Annotated in this window: 16 protein-coding genes; 6 read left to right on the top strand and 10 right to left on the bottom strand. The window is 31.8% G+C overall.

Translation table 11 applies throughout. The features are described from left to right. Positions 1-67 precede the first annotated feature (67 nt). Both AC3ITQ_RS12210 and AC3ITQ_RS12215 read right to left on the bottom strand, forming a co-directional pair. Entirely contained in the window at positions 68-409 is a 342-nt protein-coding gene (locus AC3ITQ_RS12210; RefSeq protein WP_489234511.1) for a hypothetical protein, read from the bottom strand. 73 nt (positions 410-482) lie between these two features. Then, positions 483-806: a hypothetical protein gene (locus AC3ITQ_RS12215; RefSeq protein WP_489234512.1), complete on the bottom strand. Its 324-nt coding sequence runs from the start codon at positions 804-806 to the stop codon at positions 483-485. 212 nt (positions 807-1,018) lie between these two features. Here AC3ITQ_RS12215 and AC3ITQ_RS12220 point away from each other — a divergent pair, with 212 nt between their 5' ends. Both AC3ITQ_RS12220 and AC3ITQ_RS12225 read left to right on the top strand, forming a co-directional pair. Continuing rightward, complete coding sequence (locus tag AC3ITQ_RS12220; RefSeq protein WP_489234513.1) at positions 1,019-1,429, top strand: helix-turn-helix domain-containing protein; 411 nt, start codon at positions 1,019-1,021, stop codon at positions 1,427-1,429. 112 nt (positions 1,430-1,541) lie between these two features. After that, positions 1,542-2,159, top strand: coding sequence for a hypothetical protein (locus AC3ITQ_RS12225; RefSeq protein WP_489234514.1), 618 nt, complete (start codon positions 1,542-1,544; stop codon positions 2,157-2,159). A gap of 55 nt (positions 2,160-2,214) precedes the next feature. Here the strand turns inward: AC3ITQ_RS12225 and AC3ITQ_RS12230 are convergent, their stop codons facing one another. The 5 genes from AC3ITQ_RS12230 to AC3ITQ_RS12250 form a co-directional block, all read right to left on the bottom strand. Further along, entirely contained in the window at positions 2,215-2,595 is a 381-nt protein-coding gene (locus AC3ITQ_RS12230; RefSeq protein WP_489234515.1) for a flagellar motor protein MotB, read from the bottom strand. 214 nt (positions 2,596-2,809) lie between these two features. Next, complete coding sequence (locus tag AC3ITQ_RS12235; RefSeq protein WP_489234516.1) at positions 2,810-3,196, bottom strand: secretion protein; 387 nt, start codon at positions 3,194-3,196, stop codon at positions 2,810-2,812. 394 nt (positions 3,197-3,590) lie between these two features. After that, positions 3,591-3,998: a T9SS type A sorting domain-containing protein gene (locus AC3ITQ_RS12240; RefSeq protein WP_072975597.1), complete on the bottom strand. Its 408-nt coding sequence runs from the start codon at positions 3,996-3,998 to the stop codon at positions 3,591-3,593. 667 nt (positions 3,999-4,665) lie between these two features. Next, positions 4,666-5,073, bottom strand: a complete 408-nt coding sequence (locus AC3ITQ_RS12245; protein ID WP_489234517.1) for a T9SS type A sorting domain-containing protein — start codon at positions 5,071-5,073, stop codon at positions 4,666-4,668. A 672-nt stretch (positions 5,074-5,745) separates the two neighbouring features. After that, positions 5,746-6,153, bottom strand: a complete 408-nt coding sequence (locus AC3ITQ_RS12250) for a T9SS type A sorting domain-containing protein (RefSeq protein WP_375033453.1) — start codon at positions 6,151-6,153, stop codon at positions 5,746-5,748. Positions 6,154-6,601: 448 nt separating this feature from the next. On the opposite strand from AC3ITQ_RS12250, the gene AC3ITQ_RS12255 reads away from it, so the two are divergent. From AC3ITQ_RS12255 to AC3ITQ_RS12265, 3 genes are all read left to right on the top strand, one after another. Next, the gene (locus AC3ITQ_RS12255) at positions 6,602-7,474 is read left to right on the top strand and encodes an AraC family transcriptional regulator (protein ID WP_489234518.1); all 873 of its coding nucleotides are present in this window, start codon (positions 6,602-6,604) and stop codon (positions 7,472-7,474) included. Between the two features lie 331 nt (positions 7,475-7,805). Further along, positions 7,806-8,669: an alpha/beta hydrolase gene (locus tag AC3ITQ_RS12260; RefSeq protein WP_489234519.1), complete on the top strand. Its 864-nt coding sequence runs from the start codon at positions 7,806-7,808 to the stop codon at positions 8,667-8,669. Between the two features lie 227 nt (positions 8,670-8,896). Continuing rightward, positions 8,897-9,427: a hypothetical protein gene (locus tag AC3ITQ_RS12265; protein WP_489234520.1), complete on the top strand. Its 531-nt coding sequence runs from the start codon at positions 8,897-8,899 to the stop codon at positions 9,425-9,427. Positions 9,428-9,486: 59 nt separating this feature from the next. Here the strand turns inward: AC3ITQ_RS12265 and AC3ITQ_RS12270 are convergent, their stop codons facing one another. From AC3ITQ_RS12270 to AC3ITQ_RS12280, 3 genes are all read right to left on the bottom strand, one after another. Further along, entirely contained in the window at positions 9,487-11,151 is a 1,665-nt protein-coding gene (locus AC3ITQ_RS12270) for a T9SS type A sorting domain-containing protein (RefSeq protein WP_489234521.1), read from the bottom strand. Between the two features lie 169 nt (positions 11,152-11,320). Further along, positions 11,321-12,289 carry a TerC family protein gene (locus tag AC3ITQ_RS12275; protein WP_489238931.1) on the bottom strand — a complete coding sequence of 323 codons (969 nt, stop codon included), beginning with the start codon at positions 12,287-12,289 and terminating at the stop codon, positions 11,321-11,323. Between the two features lie 380 nt (positions 12,290-12,669). After that, the gene (locus tag AC3ITQ_RS12280) at positions 12,670-13,686 is read right to left on the bottom strand and encodes a glutamine synthetase beta-grasp domain-containing protein (protein WP_072971733.1); all 1,017 of its coding nucleotides are present in this window, start codon (positions 13,684-13,686) and stop codon (positions 12,670-12,672) included. A 427-nt stretch (positions 13,687-14,113) separates the two neighbouring features. Between AC3ITQ_RS12280 and AC3ITQ_RS12285 the strand changes: the two genes are divergently transcribed. After that, complete coding sequence (locus AC3ITQ_RS12285; RefSeq protein ID WP_072971729.1) at positions 14,114-16,303, top strand: glutamine synthetase III family protein; 2,190 nt, start codon at positions 14,114-14,116, stop codon at positions 16,301-16,303. Positions 16,304-16,373 lie beyond the last annotated feature (70 nt).

Consider the following 16,373-nt stretch of genomic DNA (forward strand, 5'->3'; position numbering starts at 1 on the left):
AAGAGAGACAGTTTTCAAAAAGCTGTCTTTTTTGTTTTCTAAACTTTTTTCAGTACGAGACAAAGAGTTATACTAATAAATTCTTAGCTTCCTGTATATTAGGTTCTCTTGCTAATTTCAATGCACTGGCCATTACCTCTAACCAATGTCCTTCATTATGAGTGTTATGAAATGAAGCCCCATAAAATGAAGCAGTTGGTGGGTAAGAAACAATATTTTTCTCTTTTGCAATTTTAGAAAATAGCATCGCTAATTTTTCTTTATTAATAATTGTTGTTTCAAACCTTTCGGGTAAGACACTACAGGTACAAAATAATGTTAAGCATAAATTTGATAACTCTCTATAAGTTACATTATTTGATATTGATTGATTTAAATAATAAAAAAGTTCTTTGGTACTATAATCCATAGCTTTTGTATTTAGTTTTAAGTTTTACGAGCGGTACCAGCAAAAGCTTTCGACTTTAAAATTAAAAAAATATTTAAGACTTTTCACCAACCATCTCCCCAACACAACCCAAAAACTCCATTTCTTCCAAAGGAAACAGCTGCAATACCGTTTCTAAAATCAAACTCACATTAATAGATTGTTTTTTCTTTTCTCCAACATTATGCATATCGTGATCGAGTGCGAGAATGCATAATTTTATCATATCGCTGATAACGCAACCCAACTCAAAATAATTTAAAAGCTTAATTTGGGCGGTATAGGTTTTAGATTCGTCATTGGCAGGTTTTAAGGTGCGGAAATGTAAGGCAGTTAATGTTCTTAGTCTTTCTAAAGTTTCTGTTTCATTGGTTTTCATAAGGCGTATATTTTTAATTTGTATCTTGTTAAACGTTTTACAACTTGACTTTTATAATTTTATAGAAAGAAAAATCGTACTTTTGTTTAACCCAGCGAAGGAAGCAATAGAGGGTGCTGTATCCAATCATTTTTAACCGTATTGTACAGCACTAAATCTGTTTTTTACAGTTTGCCGCTGCCGTTATTACACTTAATTATTATCTTTGAATTATGAGCACACTTACAAAACCAAACCATATAGGGCGAAAAATAAGCCGTATTCGTGAACTTCGTGATATGAAACAGGAAGCTTTGGCACAAGCTTTAGGAACAAACCAACAAGCTATATCGGCTCTGGAAAATAGCGAGACTATTGATGAGGCAAAATTGATTGAAGTTGCAAAAGCACTTGGTGTAACGGCAGAAGCAATTAAGAATTTTTCGGAAGAAGGAGTTATTAATTACTTCAATACTTTTAATGATACAAAAGACAGTAATGTGAATTTTGGAAATAATTGCACTTTCAATCCATTAGATAAATTAATGGAAACAGTAGAAGAAAACAAAAAGCTATACGAGCGTTTGCTTCAGGCAGAAAAAGACAAAATCGAATATTTAGAGAAATTGCTCAAAGGGAAATAATTCCATAAAGAGTTTATTCATAAAAAAGCATCAGCCACGGTTGGTGCTTTTCTATTTAATGCAAATGTTTCGGAGCATTATTGTATATTTAAAATCAAATCGTGAAGTTATAATGAATATTGTACTGGAAAATAAAGGAATCCAAACAGATTATTTTTATGTGCCGCCTTTTGTTTTGGAAGAAGGTGAAGTTGTTGTTTTGTTTTTATATAATGGAGGTTATTATTATGATACAGAGGTATTTCTCAAGGATATTTTTTGCGGTAAAATCAAGCACGAAAATGTAATCATACATCGAAAGATGAGGTTTGTTGATTATTTTAGAAGATCATACTTTAGAGATACTTTTTTTCCTTTAACAGTTGGAAGGTATCTTAAGAAAAATGCAGATCTTAAAAGTCCTTTTTCCAGTAAAATATATGAAGATAAATGGATTAAAAAAGAAACGAAAATAGAGAAGCTGCCAGGAACTCTAAGAAAGCTTTTAAGTTTATATGCGATGCTTTCAAAAACAAAAGATATAGTATTTGACTTAGCAGGACTTGATGCGCAAGGCGCTGAGCTCACTTTTAAGATGGTAAAAGATGCAGTAAAAGATGAAGGGGCAGCGATTTTACTTGATCATTTTAAGGATATGAAAGAACACGCATCAAAATACCTGGAAGTAGAATGGAATAAGGATATGTTGCCAGCTGTAAAAGAATTTAAATTAAACTTAAACAAAAAATAGTTGGAGAATTACTTCAGCTTTGTTTGAAGTGGGTAGGCAGTATAGAAGAAACATTTTATTTCTTTTTAGCTGCTATTTTAGATTTGCGTTTCAATCGCTCAATCAATGCATCGGCCTTTTCATTTTGAGAAATGAATCGTAACGATTCTGCATATCTGTAATAATACATTTGATCTAAATCGTATGTCATGGCAAATAACTCACCGTACCATTTTGCAGCTTTCTCCAGATTACAAATGGCGTAAGAAGAATTTCCTAGTTTCTGAAACAGATCTATAGATTTATAGCCTTTTGCGGCCACTTTTTCGTAAGTTTTGGTTACATCAACGTAAGCGTATTTTTCGCCAGTTTTCTTGGTAACATAATTTTCATTTTGAGCAGAAAGCTTTAAATAAAAAAGAGTCAATGGTAATAAAATGGCTAGCTTTCTTTTCATACGCCTTTGATAATAAGTAACTTAATTGTACAAATGTATTTAAATCTATTGATTTTTGATTGTTTTAACGGTTAAATGTAAATTTAACGGTCATAGTAACAGTTTGTTAAGACTATTATCAAAACGTAAAAATCCTATTATATTGTATACTAAGAAAACAAAAAAAAGCATTCGGCGCGGCGAATGCTTTTAACTTTTTGGGCAAAAAGAGTGATTAACGACGAAATGCAGGACTTTCGTTTACTGATTCGTCTAATGAAACTTTTTTCACTTTTTTAGCTACAACTTTAATTTCATGTTTAGCAACTTTACCGCTTTCTGTTACTTCTAAAACGTAAGTTCCGGCTGGAAAACCTTCTAAACTTATTGTTTTTGAAATTTCTAATTTGTCTGCAGCAGAATCTCCTGTGTAAAGCAAATTGTGATTTTCATCATAAATAGAAAAAACTGATTTTTCAACGGTGTTTAAAGTAAAGCTAACTACTTTTCCGTTTCCGGTAATTATATTCAAAATATAATCTCCTTTTCCATCAATTGCGTAGGTAAAAATTGTTGTTAGAAATAAGGCAACAACTAAGCCCATTTGGGTAAATTTTGTCATGTCTTTTTTAATTGTTTTTTAAATTGTTTTTTAAATTGTTTAATACTAAATAGTGGAACGGTAAAACTAACAAAAAAAATTAATTTTGTGCAAAAAAATGCCGTTTTCAAACGGATAAGTTGCTGAATTAAAGATGTTTCGATGTTTTTGTTAAAGTATGTACGTAAAAACTTAGTTCTTGGATGTTTTTTTACGTTATTTTTTAAAAGTATAAAAATCAGACTCTTAAAATTATTAAGAATAGTTTTCCAAAAATAATTCGGGACAGAAAATTTTCTAAAAATAAGGCATAAAAAAACAGCTCTATAACCACAAAGAGCTGTTTCTAAAACTTTTTAGTTTTTAAACTTTACTAACTATCTAACCTCATTTTTATACTGTCTGTATAAACTTTTTAGCGTGTTGCTACACTTGTATTTTTATTGTAGAAACCAGCTTTGTAAACTGATGAAACTGCTTTTTTTGACAAAACAGTAGCTTCATCAGTAATCGTAATTTCATGTTTTACTTTTTTCACATTATCTTCAACTTCTAAATAGTAAGTTCCTTCCGGAAATTCCTCTAAGCTAAAAGTTCTCAAAATTCCATCTTTACCTGAAGCATTTTCAGAATAAATTAGATTACCATCTTTGTCGTAAATAGACAAGCTTGCTTTTTTCACCTGATTAAGGGCAAATGTGATAAGCTTTCCATTTGTTTTTAAAACATGAAGATTAAAATCTTCATTCCCGTCGATTGCATAAGTACTCATTCCGGTGAAAAGTACAGCACATACTAAACTCAATTTTAAAATCTTTTTCATGGCATTAGTTTTTAAATTAATAGTTCTAATTCTCTGATGCTAAATTACTTACATTGTAAGGTTTTTTACACAACTCTATTTTCCGATTTCGATGCTGTATTCTCATTTACGAAACCGTTATAGGTTAAAACTTGAATTATTTTTATCGTTTTAGTTAATTCGCTTATTATTTTTCAAAGTTTTGTAGTGATTAAGAAAATGTAAAATTATCCCTGTTTCTTATAAAAAAACGCACGTTGAGGTTTAACCGTAAAGTAGGTTTACGCAGATTTTAAAAAGATTTTGGCAGATACGCGCAGATTATAAATAAAAAAAAATATGCAAAATTAGCTTAAATCTGCAGAATCTGCGTGAAACAAAATTTTACATTTTTATGTCTTTGCGTGAGATTCAAATGCAATACTTATCCTCTTAAGGAACGAAGGATAATACTAGAAGTTCCGCACAGAAATTCCTCAATATTTGTCGAGCTTTTAGTGTGATCCTTCCTGAGTCAGGATGACAAACTGAACTTAAAAAAACTTTGTGCCTTAGTGCCTTCGTGGCAAAAAAGTAAAGCACAAAAAAAACAGCTCAATAACCACAAAGAGCTGTTTATAAACAATCACGTTTTTACTTTACTAACTATCTAACCTCATTTTTATACTTTATGAGAGTATAAACTTTTTTAGCGTACTGCTACGCTTGTACTTTTTGCAGTTGAATCTGCTTTATAAACAGATGAAATTGCTTTTGATGATAAAACTGTAGCCTCATCAGTTATTGTAATTTCATGTCTTACTTTCTTTACACTGTCTTCTACTTCTAAGATGTACGTTCCTTCAGGAAATTCTTCGAAATTAAAAGTTCTTAGGATTCCATCTTTACCAGTAGCACTTTCATAATATAATACAGAACCATCTTTGTCGTAAATAGTTAAATTCGCTTTCTTAACCTGGTTAAGGGCAAAAGTCACTAGTTTACCATCTCTTTTTAATACATGAAGGTTAAAATCTTCATTCCCGTCAATTGCATAAGTACTCATTCCTGTGAAAAGCACTGCACATACTAAACTCAATTTTAAAATCTTTTTCATGGCATTAGTTTTTAAATTAATAGTTCTAATTCTCTGATGCTAAATTACTTCAGATCTACGTTTTTCAACACAACTCTATTTTCCAATTTCGATGCTATATTCTCATTTACGAAACCGTTATAGGTTAAAATTTGAATTATTTTTAGCATTTTAGTAAAATCACCTATTATTTTTCAACGTTTTGTAGTGTTTAAGAAAATGTAAAATTATCTGTATTTCTTACAAAAAGTTTACTTGGAGGTTTAAAACCTAAAATTTGGTTTCACGCAGATTTAAAAAAAATTTAGGCAGATAGGCGCAGATTATAAAAAAAAATAAATCTGCAAAATCTGCTTAAATCTTCAGAATCTGCGTGAAACAAACTTTTACATTTTTGTGTCTTTGCGTGAGATTCAAATGCAATACTTATTCTGGTAAGGAACGAAGGATAATACTAGAAGTTCCGCACAGAAATTCCTCAATATTTGTCGAGCTTTTAATGTGATCCTTCCTGAGTCAGGATGACAAACTAAACTTAAAAAACTTTGTGCCTTAGTGCCTTCGTGGCAAAAAAGTAAAGCACAAAAAAAAACAGCTCAATAACCACAAAGAGCTGTTTCTAAAACTTTTCAGTTTTTAAACTTTACTAACTATCTAACCTCATTTTTATACTGTATGCGAGTATAAACTTTTTTAGCGTGTTGCTACGCTAGTATTTTTTGCAGTTGTATCTGCTTTATAAGTTGATGAAATTGCTTTTGATGATAAAAAAGAGCCATCATCAGTTACTGTAATTTCATGTTTTACTTTTTTTACGCTGTCTTCCACTTCTAAGATATAAGTTCCTGCTGGAAATTCTTCGAAACTGAAAGTTCTTAAGATTCCGTCTTTACCTGTAGCGTTCTCATAATAAAGTACTGAACCATCTTTATCATATATAGTAAGACTTGCTTTTTTAACCTGGTTAAGAGCGAATGTTACTAATTTTCCGTTTCCTTTTAATACATGAAGAGTAAAATCTTCGTTACCATCAATTGCATAAGTGCTCATTCCTGTAAAAAGTACTGCACACACTAAACTTAATTTTAAAATCTTTTTCATAACCATTGCTTTAAATTATTAGTTCCTTTTTCTGATGCTAAATTACTTCAGTGATAGATTTTTTTTCACAACTCTATTAGCCAATTTATATGCTATATTCTCATTTACGAAACCGTTATAGGTTAAAATTTGAATTATTAGAGGTGTTTTGGTTAATTCGGTTATTATTTTTCAATGTTTTTTTGATTTTTAACATTCTTGAAATATTCCGTAATTCTTACAAAGAATGCTGCATGCATATAAAAAAGAGGAATAAAATGCGATATATTAAAAAAAGCACGGATAAAAATATGGGTCTTGAAAAAAATAGTGAAATTGAATCGTTTTTGACTGCGTTTAAAAGTAGGAAATGATAAAAAATTCTCAATTACGAAACCGTTATAGGTTAAAATTTAAATTATTTTAGGTGTTTTTGTTAATTTTGCTATTATTATTTAAAGATTTTATCATGAAGACAATAGCCCCAGCTCTTGAAGTGATATCAAACTCATACGGAAGTTCTTTTACCTACACTAAACACGCCGAAAAGACCAATAGCAAAGCTCATTTATGGCATTATCATCCTGAAATTGAGTTGGTTTATATAAACGGTGGGGCAGGAAAAAGACAAATAGGAAGCCACGTTTCTTACTATACGAATGGTAGTTTGATGCTGATAGGTGCGAATTTGCCTCATTGTGGTTTTACAAATGAGCTGACAGGAAATATAAACGAAACAGTTATTCATATCAAACCTGAATTTTTAGGCAGCGACTTTTTTGGTGCTCCGGAGATGAGAAGGGTTCAAAATGTCCTTACACAGTCTAAAGGAGGAATTGCTTTTGGAGGGAAAACTAAAAAGCAAATTGGCGATAAAATAGAAAAGATGGAGAGCCAGCTTCCGTTTGAGCGTCTGCTAACCCTTTTGAGTATTTTAGATGAGCTTGAGGCATCAGAAGAATATACGGTGCTTAATGCAGATGGTTTCTCACTAGAGCTGAACACGCAGGATAATGACCGAATGAAGATGATTTTTAATTTTGTGAAAGATAATTTTCAGGAATCAATTGCCATCGATGAGGTTTCAAGTATGGTTAGTATGACAACACCTTCGTTTTGTAGGTATTTCAAAAAAGTTTCGAACAAAACATTTACCGAGTTTGTCAATGAGTATCGTTTGGTGCATGCTTCAAAACTTTTGGCAGAGAAACCAATAAGTATCAATGAGGTTTGTTACGAAAGTGGTTTCAATAATTTTAGCCATTTTAGTAAATCTTTTAAACAGTATACTGGTGTAAGTGCATCTCAATATCGTCAGGAACACAAGATTATAATTAGTTAAGTTTTAGATTGCAATCTCTTAAGATATAAATATTCATAAAACCATTCGTTTGCTGCGAATGGTTTTTTTAGTTTTAGACACGAATTACACGAATTTTTACTAATTCTAATCTGTGGTTATTCTTTGCACAAATTATAAAAAAAAATAATTCGTGAAAATTTTTGTAATTCGTGGCAACTCCTTTTTTATAATAATCTTCAAAATCATATTAATCTGTGGCAAAAAAATACAACAAATAAATAGTTTTGTTGATAATAAAACTGGTCCGATTTTTCATATAATTTATCCTGAAAAAACTATATTTACAATCCCTAATCGAAAAAACACCAATATGAAAAAACTTAAAATTTTAGTATTTACAGCTTTTTTATGCATTTCGTCTATAAGTTATGCTGCCAAAGTAGATACTTTACAAATTGCCAGTACAGCGATGAGCAAAACCTACAAAGCTGCTGTTGTATTGCCTAATTCTTATGCCAAAAGTAAAACGGCTTATCCGGTAATGTATTTACTGCATGGTGCTTACGGACACTTTAGTGACTGGTTAAAAAATACACCAAACAAAAAACTAGTTCAGGGATTGTCCGATCAATACAATATGATTATTGTAATGCCCGAAGGTGAAACTTTTAGTTTTTATCTGGATAGTCCGGTCAATAAAGAAAGTCAGTTTGAAACTTTTATTACTCAGGAGGTGATTCAGAAAGTAGATAAAACATACAGAACCATTAGCAATAGAAATGGAAGAGTAATCACCGGACTTTCGATGGGAGGACACGGTGCACTTTATTTATCAGCCAAACATCCGGATTTGTTTTGTGCTGCCGGAAGTATGAGTGGGGCAGTAGACATGAGTACAATGCTGAATAGAGAGTCATCAGCTCAGGTTGTCAAATTAATGCAGCCTGTATTTGGAGATAAAAGTGATAGTTCTGAAATGTATGCAAAATATGCTGTCATGAACATGCTGGATAAAATCAAAGAAAATAAATTGCCTTTGATTATAGACTGCGGCGTTGATGATTTTTTAATAGAACCCAATCGTGAATTGCACCGAAGATTGGTTTATAATAAGGTAGACCATGATTATACAGAACGTCCTGGTGCTCATACGTGGGATTACTGGGATAATTCATTGCCTTATCACGCTTTGTTTTTCAGTAAAATATTGTTTAAAACTAAGAATACAAAATAGAGATGATAATTTATTTATAAATTTTTATTTAAAAGCATCCGTTAAAATCGGATGCTTTTTTTTGGAAGTTTTTTAATATTAGCCTTTGATTGTTAAAGTATTATATTTTAAAAGATGGCGTGAAATGCAAAATAGTATAAAAAGATTAAGAAAAAAGTTATGTAATTTTTTTTTTGGTTTGGTTTTTGGAAGTACCTTTATATATAAAACTTAAAAAAGCAAATTTTATGAAAAAGATACTTACACTTTTCGCAGTTGTTGGATTAATTGTATTTTCAAGCTGTGAAGGACCAGAAGGGCCTCCGGGACCTCCGGGATATGACGCGCCAGTTGCTCCAGTTATTGATGTTAATAATGTTAATTTTGCTTTGAATGGAGATGGAGAAGTTATAGATTTTGGTTTTACTCTTTTTCCTGGCGATGTAGTTTTGGCTTACAGAGCGAATGGAGTAGCAACAAATGGAGGTACAATTTGGACTCAAATTCCAGAATCACATTATTATGACGATGGACGTTTATTTTTTACTTATAAATTTAATTTTACCCGAGTAGACTTTGAACTTTATCTAGATGGATTCAACTTAAATACTGTGCCAACTAATTTAAGAACTAATCAAAAATTTCGTATTATAGTTGTTCCGGGTGCAGATCCTGAAATTAGTAACAAATCAGTTAATAAAGAGGATTATTCTGATTACAATACTGTCGTTAAAAAATATAAGATTGATGATAGTAATGTTAAAACAATTAATTTATAATTGATATAAAAAAAGGAAATCGTAAGATTTCCTTTTTTTATATCAATTTAATTTTATATCTACTGTTTTAGAAATGTTGTTTTATAGCTATAAGGTCTGGTTGCTCCAGTAATTTTAATATTCATAGTGATAAAATAAATTCCCGGTTGTAAATTTGCAACATTTAATTGTATTAAACTTGAACTTATTGTTGAATAAGTGTTAGGAGTTACTATTTGACCAGTACTATTAGTGATGATAATGTTAGATATCGCATTCGGCCTACTATCTTCAATATTCAAGATGGATGTCGTTGGATTTGGATATGTTTTTATAGATTGATTATCTGAGTCTAATCGAGTTTGGAAAGTTGTTTTTACAATATTACTTATATAATGTACATTATAGTAGAAACTATAAATAATTCTTTTATAGTACTGTACAATTGGTTGATCAGTAGGGATTCTGTTTCCCTCTGCTCTGGAGGTTATAGTGGGGATATATTCTTTATCTTTTGCTTCAATAATTTTTGTCCAGTTATTGTTATCTTTTGATATTAACCATTGATAATATACACTATTAGGACTATCCCCATTTATTGGATTTGCAGTATTGCCATAATTGACAATTTGGTCACAACATATTGTGTTTTTTGTTAAATCTGTATTTAACGGGATTATTTCAATAACATTACTGGTTGCACATCTTCTGTATGGTGATTGATCGAGAGGGTTTTCAATTATTAATCTTCTATATTCCATTGCATTGTTAGATGCAGGAGGAGTATAGTTTATTTGTGTTGCTCCTGATATATCTTTCCATCCATATGTTTGAAAATAATTGTCGCCAAAATAAGACCAAAGTAGAGGGTATTTGATTCTGGATTGCCACTGAAAAGGATAGTTTTTTAATGAATTAGTAACTGTTTGGCTTCTAGTACTACCTGCTATTTGTACTGAGTGACTTTCTGACGCTTCATTACCAATTATTGTTTGAGGAATTTGTCCATCTATTAAATATTGATTTCCAGTAATTACATTATTTACTCTTAAATTTTCAAGTTGAGTTAAAAAATTAACAACAGAAAAAGTTATGGTTCCACTTATGATAGTCCCATATGTATAAGTAGTTTTTTGTCTTAATGATACACCCTGGTAAAAAGGAGAATTAACATCTACGATAATATCTGTGTTGGGATACACCCAATCTTTTGAAGTTATATCGTAATAATCACTAAATTCTGGTAAAATAGGAGTACCTCCATAAGGAACTATTTCCTGCGTTGGCTGATTAGGGGACGGAGGTGGAGGAGAAGGAATATTATCTTTTATTATAGATATCTTATTACTTTTATAAACTACACCAGAAAAGGTTTTATATTCGGCGTATAAGTTTCCCCCCGAAACGTTAAAATCGGCACTGTTTAAATAAATAACAAAAGTGGCGAGTCCAATTTTTCCACCACCAAAAAATAAAAATCCCCCGTTACCGCCAGAGGGTATATTGCCGCCCCATCCAGAGCTCTTTTCGTAATAAATAGTTACAGTGCCATTGTCTGGAGCATTTACTGGGGTTTCAACTTTAACACCTAACGAAATTGTTGACTTACTTACAGATGCTAAATTTATAGACCCAGAGCTATAATTGTAGCCATTTACAGTTGTTGGGGTGATTGTAACTTTTTGTCCAAACATTAAAGTATTGAATGCAAACAAAAAAAAGAGGAAAAGGTATTTTTTTCTCATGATAAAAATTTAAAGGTTTATATGAGATAAAAATATCAATAAATAACGTATAAACTTACTTTTAAAAGTTAAATTATAAGATTATATTTATTATTTACTAAGGTTAATGCTTTATAAAAAAAGGAGATCATTTGATCTCCTTTTTTTATGTGTATATGTTTCCAGATAATTAATCCAAATCCAAATCTGTTAATTCTTTTTCTTTACCAAATTTAAGAGAAACCATAATTCCCACTAAAAGAGAAAGTGCAATAAATCCTAAAGAAGCCCATTCCGGAATGTGGATAAAATCGTGTAGAATCATTTTTAACCCTACAAAAGCTAAAATGGCAACAAGACTGTATTCTAAATAACTGAATTTCGCCAGCATATTGGCTAAGAAAAAGTACATGGAACGTAATCCAAGAATAGCAAAAATATTAGAACTGAACACTAAAAACGGATCAGAAGTAATAGCCAGAATTGCAGGAACACTATCAACAGCAAATAAAACATCCATTACTTCAATAACAATTAAGGCAACGAACAATGGAGTTGCAGCTCTTTTTGCGGTTTTTGTAGAGATGAAAAATTTCTCGCCATCTGTTTCAGATGTAATCGGAATAATTTTTCCTAATGTTTTGTATACGAAAGAATCTTTTGGATGAAAATCTTCATCTTCACCAGAAAATAACATTTTTAAAGCAGTAAAAATTAAGAATGCGCCAAATAAGTAAGTAGTCCAGGTAAATTTATTGATCAACATTACTCCGAAGAAGATCATCAATCCACGGAAAACAATCGCTCCAAGAATTCCCCAAAATAAAACACGGTGCTGGTATTTTTGCGGAATCTTAAACGAAGCAAAAATAATCGCAATCACAAAAATATTATCAACGCTTAAGGATAATTCAATTAAGTAACCTGTAATAAACTTCATGGAAGCGACTGCAGGTTTAAGACCATCTGGATTCGCAATATAATCTGTAGTATAAAGCCAGTAGATAACTCCTGAAAAGGCAAATGACAGTGTTACCCAAATCAATGTCCATTTGCTTGCTTCTTTAGTACTAATGATATGAGGTGTTTTGTTAAAAACGCCTAAATCTAAAGCAAGAATAATAACTACGGCCAATAAAAAGAAAATCCAAACCATTATGAGATAATTTTAAATGATTTACAAAGATAGGTTTTGAAGTTTAACTTAAAAATTAAATTATTAGAAAATTACCGTCGAATTTAGAAACTATAAGGTTTTAAAACCGATTAAATTTCTGTGTAATTTAGTTTTTGCATTTTTGTCATCCCTCGTTCCGAAATGACAAACTAACGAAAATATTCTTATGAAAATGACTGCCCTAGCCCCGATAGAAGTGGAAATCCTTTTGTGGCGGGGTTCGCCACAAAAGATTGCAACGGATAGCGGGATTAGCTTCAAAAAAAAATGACTCTTATCATAAAATTAAAGGAAGAAATATGTAAATAAAAAAAAGTGCCATCAATTAAGATGGCACTTTTCAGTATAATTTGAACTATGAATTATAGCGCTGATTTAACAGTTTTGATAATTCTAGCAGCAATTTTGTATGGATCACCGTTTGAAGCTGGTCTTCTGTCTTCTAACCAACCTTTCCATCCTTTTTGAACAGTCATTAAAGGAATTCTGATAGAACATCCTCTGTCTGAAACTCCATAAGAGAAATCGTGGATAGATGCAGTTTCGTGTTTACCAGTTAAACGTTGGTCGTTGTAAGCTCCGTAAACAGCAATGTGCTCAGCAGTAACAGGACGGAAAGCCTCGCAAATTCTTTCGTAAGTTGCTTGATCTCCACATGTTCTTAACACCTCGTTAGAGAAGTTAGCATGCATACCAGAACCATTCCAGTCTGTGTCTCCTAATGGTTTCGGGTGATATTCAATATAGTAACCATATTTCTCAGTCAAACGATCTAATAAGTAACGAGCAACCCAAATTTCGTCTCCTGCTTTTTTAGCACCTTTAGCGAATAATTGGAACTCCCATTGTCCACAAGCAACCTCTTGGTTAATACCTTCAAAGTTAATTCCGGCAGCGATACATAAGTCAGCATGTTCTTCTACTAATTTTCTTCCGTGAGTGTTTTTTCCACCAACAGAGCAGTAGTACATACCTTGTGGAGCAGGATAACCTCCAACAGGGAAACCTAATGGCAATAAAGTTTTAGTATCCATGATGAAATATTCTTGTTCGAAACCAAACCAAAAATCTTCATTATCATCATCAATTGTAGCTCTTCCGTTAGAAGGGTGTGGTGTTCCATCAGCGTACATAACTTCAGACATAACTAAATATCCGTTAATACGTGTTGGATCTGGGTAAATTGCAACAGGAACTAAAAGACAGTCTGAAGAACCACCTTCTGCTTGTTTTGTTGATGAACCATCAAATGACCAGTTTCCAAGTTCTTCTAATGTTCCTTTGAAATTTTCGTGTTCTTCAACTTTAGTTTTACTTCTAAGATTTTGAGTTGGTTCATATCCATCTAACCAAATGTACTCTAACTTAATTTTAGCCATAATAATATAATTTATTTTTTTGTTTTTTTTCGCTGGGTCAAATATAGATTTATTTTTTTAGTCCTAAAAATTAGGGGGCTATTTTGTTTTACGGAGTATAATTTTTTAGAGAAGCGCAATTTAGATGGGGGTATATTTTTAAAAAAGCAATTTTTAACACTATAAAAAAATAAATTCGTAATAATTACGGGAGTTTTTTGAATTTCTGAGTTAAGGAATTATGAAAAAATGTTTATTTAATGAATAATGCCGGTGTATTTTGTTACATTTCTTTAAATTGAATTCATTATTCTTTAAAAAAACGATCTTCTGTTGAAATATTACCACATAAATTTCCAAAATATATCTTTCAAATAGCCTCTTTTATTGCTTATATTTGTTCCTCTTTTTTTAGTGAAAATTATTACGAATCTTTAAACTTATATACATGTCAACATTACGTTTCCAAGCTTTGAAAGAAGCTTCGACAAGAAAGCCAGTACATTTTGAAGAAATTGATAGAAAGTCTAACATTTTTGGATCCAATGTATTTAATGAGAAAGCAATGAAGCAATATTTAACTTCAGATGCTTTAAAGGGAGTTAGGGATGCAATTCAGCACGGAACTAAAATAGACAGAAAACTGGCAGATTATATCGCCATGGGAATGAAAGAATGGGCTTTAGCCAAAGGCGTTACACATTATACACACTGGTTTCAGCCACTTACAGGAACAACAGCAGAAAAACACGATGCTTTTTTCGAAACATCGTATGACGGAAGTGATCCAGTAGAAAAATTTGGCGGAGCTCAATTGGTTCAGCAAGAGCCTGATGCATCAAGTTTCCCGAATGGCGGAATCAGAAATACTTTTGAAGCCAGAGGTTATACTGCTTGGGATCCAACTTCTCCGGCATTTATATATGGTACCACTTTATGTATTCCAACTGTTTTTATCGCTTACACGGGTGAAGCTTTAGATAATAAAATTCCGTTATTAAGAGCATTATCTGCTATGGATGAAGCAGCTACTGAAGTATGTCGTTATTTTGATAAAAATGTAAAAAAGGTAACGGCAACTCTAGGTTGGGAGCAGGAATATTTCCTTATTGATAAAGCTTTGGCTAATTCACGTCCTGATTTAATGATGACAGGAAGAACCTTATTAGGACATACTTCTGCAAAAGGACAACAGCTTGATGATCATTATTTTGGTTCTATTCCAACTCGTGCCTTAACCTATATGAGAGATTTAGAGCAGGAATGTATGTTGTTGGGAATTCCGGTAAAAACACGTCATAATGAGGTAGCGCCAAATCAGTTTGAGCTGGCACCAATTTTCGAAGAAACAAATTTGGCTGTAGATCACAACTCCTTATTAATGGATGTGATGCAAAGAGTGGCAGAGCGCCATGATTTTAAAGTGTTATTCCATGAAAAACCTTTTAAAGGTGTTAACGGTTCAGGAAAACACAACAACTGGTCATTGGCAACTGATACTGGAGTTAATTTATTGAGTCCGAGTAAGACGCCAATGAGTAATTTACAGTTTTTGACTTTCTTTATTAATACAATCAAAGCGGTTAACGATTACGAAACTTTATTAAGGGCTTCTATCGCAACAGCAAGTAATGATCACAGGTTAGGAGCAAATGAAGCGCCGCCGGCTATTATCTCTGTTTTTATTGGTGCACAATTAACTAAGGTTTTATCTGAATTAGAAAGTGTAACAACCGGTAAATTATCTCCTGAAGAAAAAACCGATTTAAAACTAAATGTTGTAGGTAAAATTCCGGATGTTCTTTTAGATAATACAGACAGAAACAGAACATCGCCTTTTGCCTTTACAGGAAATAAATTTGAGTTTAGAGCCGTTGGTTCAAATGCAAACTGTTCGAACGCAATGACAACGTTGAATGCAATTGTTGCCAAACAATTGAAAGATTTCAAAATAGAAGTAGATAATTTGATCGACTCTAAAGACATGAAAAAAGATGACGCCATCTTTAATGTTTTGAGAGAATACATCAAACAATCTAAAAAAATACTTTTTGAAGGTGACGGTTATAGCGATGCCTGGGAAAAAGAAGCAGCTAAAAGAGGTTTAAGTAATTTTAAAACTACTCCGGAAGCTATTAAAGCAAAAGTTTCTAAGCAAGCACTTGATTTATTTGATGAATTAGGAATCTTAAATCATGTTGAAGCGGAAGCTCGTTACGAAATTGAATTGGAAGAATACACTAAAAAGATCCAGATTGAAGGAAGAGTTTTAGGTGATATCTCCAGAAATCATGTTATTCCGACAGCGATTCGTTACCAAAATACATTAATTGAGAATGTAAAAGGTTTAAAAGAAATCTTCGGAAAAGAATTCGAAACCATTGCAAAAGAACAAATCGTTTTGATTAAAGAAATTTCAGGTCATATTGAAGGAATCAATTCTAAAGTATTGGCCATGACGAATGAACGTAAAAAAGCGAATCAATTGACTGATGCCCAAAAAATGGCTGAAGTTTACTGTAATAACGTAAAACCTTATTTTGAAGATATTCGTAATCACTGTGATAAGTTAGAATTATTGGTTGATGACGAAAGTTGGACACTTACTAAATACAGAGAATTACTATTTACAAAGTAATTAATAAAATAATTAGACTAAAACCCATCTTAAACAGGTGGGTTTTGTTTTTTAGATTAAGATACGAAGA

This window comes from Flavobacterium sp. KH_001 (assembly GCF_057840745.1).